At 38.6% G+C, this 4,056-nt stretch carries 4 protein-coding genes; 2 read left to right on the top strand and 2 right to left on the bottom strand.

Translation table 11 applies throughout. The annotated features are described in order from the left end of the window. Positions 1-83: 83 nt before the first annotated feature. A complete protein-coding gene (locus tag ACUVXA_RS17505) occupies positions 84-269 on the top strand; it encodes a hypothetical protein (protein ID WP_445872572.1) in 186 nt (61 codons plus the stop codon). A 245-nt stretch (positions 270-514) separates the two neighbouring features. Here the strand turns inward: ACUVXA_RS17505 and ACUVXA_RS17500 are convergent, their stop codons facing one another. Next, the gene (locus tag ACUVXA_RS17500) at positions 515-2,524 is read right to left on the bottom strand and encodes a S8 family peptidase (RefSeq protein WP_445872571.1); all 2,010 of its coding nucleotides are present in this window, start codon (positions 2,522-2,524) and stop codon (positions 515-517) included. A gap of 228 nt (positions 2,525-2,752) precedes the next feature. On the opposite strand from ACUVXA_RS17500, the gene ACUVXA_RS17495 reads away from it, so the two are divergent. Continuing rightward, the gene (locus ACUVXA_RS17495) at positions 2,753-3,229 is read left to right on the top strand and encodes a DUF7144 family membrane protein (RefSeq protein ID WP_445872570.1); all 477 of its coding nucleotides are present in this window, start codon (positions 2,753-2,755) and stop codon (positions 3,227-3,229) included. A 36-nt stretch (positions 3,230-3,265) separates the two neighbouring features. Here ACUVXA_RS17495 and ACUVXA_RS17490 read toward each other — a convergent pair whose 3' ends face one another. After that, positions 3,266-3,904, bottom strand: a complete 639-nt coding sequence (locus ACUVXA_RS17490) for a M48 family metalloprotease (RefSeq protein ID WP_445872569.1) — start codon at positions 3,902-3,904, stop codon at positions 3,266-3,268. Positions 3,905-4,056: the final 152 nt, after the last annotated feature.

Raw genomic sequence — 4,056 nt, 5'->3', positions numbered from 1 at the left:
GCGCAAAAAATGATACAACCCTTGCAAAACCGTTCTCCAGCTACGGAGATTGAAAGTTTTTTATTTCGAGTATAGGTCTTATCATGATGAAGAATTGGGGACGGATCCTTGCAATGATATTCGGAATAATATCCATGATCATGGGCATAGGCATAATCCTGATTCCAATTATTCCCACATTCGGTTTTTTGATTGGCTTACTACTCCTAGCATTAGGAATAGGTATAGTTATTTATCTGGCGGGCGACGTGAAATACGAATTTCAGTGAAGTAATCTTCCCACTACATTTTTTTTATAATTTTTATTTCTTGGATTCCGCTCTCAAAATTAGGGGTGCCATTCTGTTAGTAACTAGTTTTTTCTCATCCCTCACGTTCTGAAGCCGTCTAGTTCTGGCTATTCGCCTGATTATTAGTGTTATTTTTTTAATTCCGGCGATTTTTGGATTAGATCTATTCGAATATGTTAATGGCGAGCTAAAGAAGAATCCTGAAAAAATAGGTGGATGAATTTTCAGAGTTCAAATGGGCGTTTACGAATCTGTTTTCCACAACCATAACAGAAGAAATCAAAGGCTCCTACTCTTGTCCCACAGTACGGACAATAATTAAGAGGAATTGCTGAAAGCTGCTCCAGTTCCACCGGAATCTTGGGTTTCGTAAATCTAAATATTGCCCAAACAATAGCGACTGTTGAAACAATTACCAATCCTACTATTCCAACGCCTATATAAGTTATATTACGCAAACTGTTTGCCGAGTTAATATTATTATTAAGAATCAAGAACCAGAAAAGAGTTAATACAGACCAGTCAGTAAAAGAAGCATCATACAAATCCAAGGGAATAAAGAATAACACACTACCGCTCCCGTTAACAAAAGTTAGATTTCCAGAGAAATCATTTACTGATCCTCCCAAAGGAACCTTGAAACTGACCGTAACAAATTCCTGTGAATCGTTAAGATTGAAAACTTCTGAGGTTATGGTGGTGAAGGCGGTGGCATTTCCACTCACATTGAAATAAGCGTTTACTATTGGAGTTCTGGTAACGTTACCCACAACCATAGTCAATTTAAGAGGTTCAGGAGTCAGATCCCAGAGGTGCATAGGATAAGCAATAGCCCTTATCGGAGTTATAATAACTGGAGGAGTATCATTAGATTCAGTTATGTAATAATCCCTTAGATAATTGTATGTTCTAGAAATGGTTATCAGTCCCGCTCCTTGGGCAAATGGATTTAACCCCAAGTCTTCAGCATTCATCATCAGTGCCGCTTTAACGGTATTCGGGGTAAGCCAAGGCATTCCATTAGTACCATTATCAAGCAGTAATGCTATAGCACCAGAAACCACAGGTGTAGAAGCACTGGTGCCACTAAAATATTCAATTGAAGAATGCCCATCATTTGAAAGTGTAGTAAGTTTCTCTCCGGGAGCAACTATGTCGGGTTTGGCTCCATCATCATCTGTTGGTCCACGACTGGAAAAAGAGGACACGCTGCTATAATTAGAGCCACCAGTTGAGCCCACTGTGATAATGTAAGAAGCTAGTCCCGGGGAGTCTATGGTTCCGTAATTGGGGCCCTCATTTCCTGCAGCTGCCACTACGATGACGTCATTATCCACCCAGGCACTATTTACCGCCTCGCACATATCATCATTGGATCTACCTGAGGAATCGCCTAAAGACATTGAGATAATGTCGGCCTTAGGATGAGGATGCGTTTCATTACCTGTGCTTAAAGCTTCGTTTATTGCTTGTAATAGCCAGTCTATTTGACCTGATCCATCTCTATTTAGTACCTTTAAATTCAGGAATTCTACTGCTGGTGCAACACCTTTCGCTTGGCTACCTGATGCCCCGATTATCCCCGCTACAGCAGTTCCATGCCCATTTAAATCTGTATAGTTTTCACCAGGTACAAAACTCTCATTATAAACTATCCGGCTTCCATCTAGATAAATGTGTGGGTTAATCCCCGAGTCTATAACTGCGACCACCACTCCGGAACCGTTTAAGCCATATGTATCCTGCAGTATAGTCGCTCCAATTATGCCATTGACATTTATGTCTGTAGGGTGGATTTCGTTTAATGCTATCTGGTTGTCGGTTACTCTTATCTCTTCATTGTAGGTTATTGACCGTACATAGTGTTGCTGGGCGATGGTTTCAGCCATCATTATCGGTGCCCTAATACAAAAGCCGTTAAGTATGGTATAATTTGAAACCACTTCGAATTTTCCCAAGTTTTGGAGCAGGCTTATTCCTTGAGTGTAGTTGACTGTTTTTTCAAAGAGGATAATCATCTCATACTCTGTAAAGGGTTCTGAGGTCTGAAATAATTGTTGGAGGTGGGTTCCCATTTTTGAGTTTTCAATGTTTGTGATTACTGGTTGGGTTGGGAAATTTACTGAGTTTTGAATTATTGGTTGCTGGCTGGAGGCAAAGAATATGGATACTGCAAGGATTAGAGTGATTGATACGAGTAGAATGAGATTTTTTGTTTTTCTGGAAATTTTCAAGGAAATACTGCCTCTCATTCACATCATACCTGTAACATACACTATTTTAGTTTATAAATTATTTACCTAGCGGGCATTACCTATAGTATTTTCTAAAATCCTAATTAATAAAACTCAATATGCCTCAAACAGAAATATTATATAGTTAAATCATGCCTTTAGCTTTATAAAAAATCTTTCCTTAAATGCCAAATTATTTTTTATACTTTGGAATAGGAGGCTAATTGGATGGATGTTTATAGACCGAGGAGTGTTATTGCGTTAGTGGTTATTCTAATAATTGTTGCAGTTCTTTCAATTGTTGGAAGTATGCTGATTTTGACGTTGGTTCTTCCAGCATTATCTGATGGCCTATACTTTGCAACACTTCGCTTAACATTGTTTTATAATCTTCCCCTTGACCTCCTTAGTAAAGCTGACTTATGGCTGACGTTGTCTAAGGCTAACCAACTTATAGTTGCTTATAGTTCAGTGGCTTGGATTGCTCTTATTTTCGGAGTCTTGAATATTCTCACTGTTATAGGTTTAATTTACATGAAGATTTGGGGCCGATACCTGGGGATTATCCTTGGAACAATGGCTATAATCATGAGCCTAGCATTTTTTGTGATCAAACTTTTCAATTCTCACAGTTCTATTTGCTATGATTTTCCTAGTATTTGGAATAGTGTTGATTGTATACTTATCTGGCGATGTAAAATATGAGTTTCAATGAAGCTGTGCTCTCCTATCATCTTTTTCTTAAATTTTAATCTGTTTTAAATACTGTATTCTTTCATTTATGGTCAGTGCTGGAAATTCGAATTTTCCATACCTTGTGATATGTGACAGGCTCTCCACCTTTCCCTCAACCAGTTTTGTTAGTGCGCCTATTGCTGGGTCCTTCTTTCCCATCCAGATTACTGCGTACTTGTCAGCGTTCAGTTCCTGATTTCTTCTAACCTGTTCCTCAACTCCCGGGTATCCAAAGGTTTTTAATACGGCTTTGACTCCTCCCAAAATATCTTCAACCGCATACAGTTCGAGATTTGTCCATTTTGAGAAAAGATGGCTGAATCCAGACTTTCCCCACTCAAACAAGAAGTTGGCTGCGGAATCATTATATAGAATGTGGCAGATTTCGTGAAGGACAATATATTGAAGCTCTTCGGAGTTCAACTTTCCATACAGTTGGTCAGAAATATAGATGACGCCTAGTGGTATATTACAAATATAGATGCCCCTAGAAAATGCGGGTGGATCGTTCGACTCGGCGGGGAATCTTTTTCCCGAAACCAATTTCCATTGACAATTTGTCTTTTCAAGATGGTCGTCAATAATATTCTGAATAACCGGTTCATGAACAGAAGAGCCTTCTATTCTTTCCAACTGCTCAGACATGCAAAACACTACCCACTATTGATAAAATCGTTCTCTAAACATCAACAATTTTAACGGGAAATATAAGTTAATCGCACAAAAATAAAAATTAAAAAAATTGGGCGTAAAAAGTCTTTTGTGCAATTTTAACCGAAAGGTTGGAGTATTGCTTC

It is taken from the genome of Candidatus Jordarchaeum sp. (assembly GCF_052745115.1).
The sequence above is the reverse complement of the archived record's forward strand: the minus strand, read 5'-3'. Positions and strand labels throughout refer to the sequence as shown.